Genomic DNA, 608 nt, shown 5'->3' with positions numbered 1-608 from the left:
TTGGTCAGCTCCGCCGAACGCACGTCCATCACCACGATGCGTTCGTGGTTGCGGTTGAACGGCGCGTACAGGCGCTTGAGCTTGTCCACCGCCGCCACGGAGCGGGCACCGATCACGATCCGGTCCGGGCGCATGCAGTCGTTGACCGCATCGCCTTCCTTGAGGAATTCGGGATTGGAGGCCACTTCAAAGCCGAATTCGGCGCCGCGCGACGCCAGCTCGGCCGCGATGGTCGCGCGCACCTTGTCGGCAGTGCCGACCGGCACGGTCGACTTGTTGACCACCACCACCTGCCGCTCGAGATGACGGCCGATCGTGCGCGCCACCGCCAGCACGTACTTGAGGTCGGCGCTGCCGTCCTCGTCCGGCGGCGTGCCCACCGCGATGAACACCACGTCGCCATGGGCGACCGCGGCTTCGGCGTCGGTGGTGAAACGCAGGCGCCCGGCGGCGTGGTTGGCCTTGACCATCGGCTCCAGCCCCGGCTCGTAGATCGGGATCACGCCGCGGTTGAGGCCGTCGACCTTGGCCTGGTCGATGTCGACGCAGATCACGTCGTGGCCGACGTCGGCCAGGCAGGTGCCCGTGACGAGGCCGACGTATCCGGT

General features: G+C 68.4%; 1 protein-coding gene. It reads right to left on the bottom strand.

Translation table 11 applies throughout. The features are described from left to right. Window positions 1–608, bottom strand: a 608-nt coding sequence (locus tag AC3A3X_RS17825) for a nucleotide sugar dehydrogenase (protein WP_487584311.1), incomplete at both ends; no start/stop codon positions are given.

Source organism: Lysobacter sp. Soil_N_23 (assembly GCF_057656135.1).
This window is presented reverse-complemented; position numbering and strand designations above follow the sequence as displayed.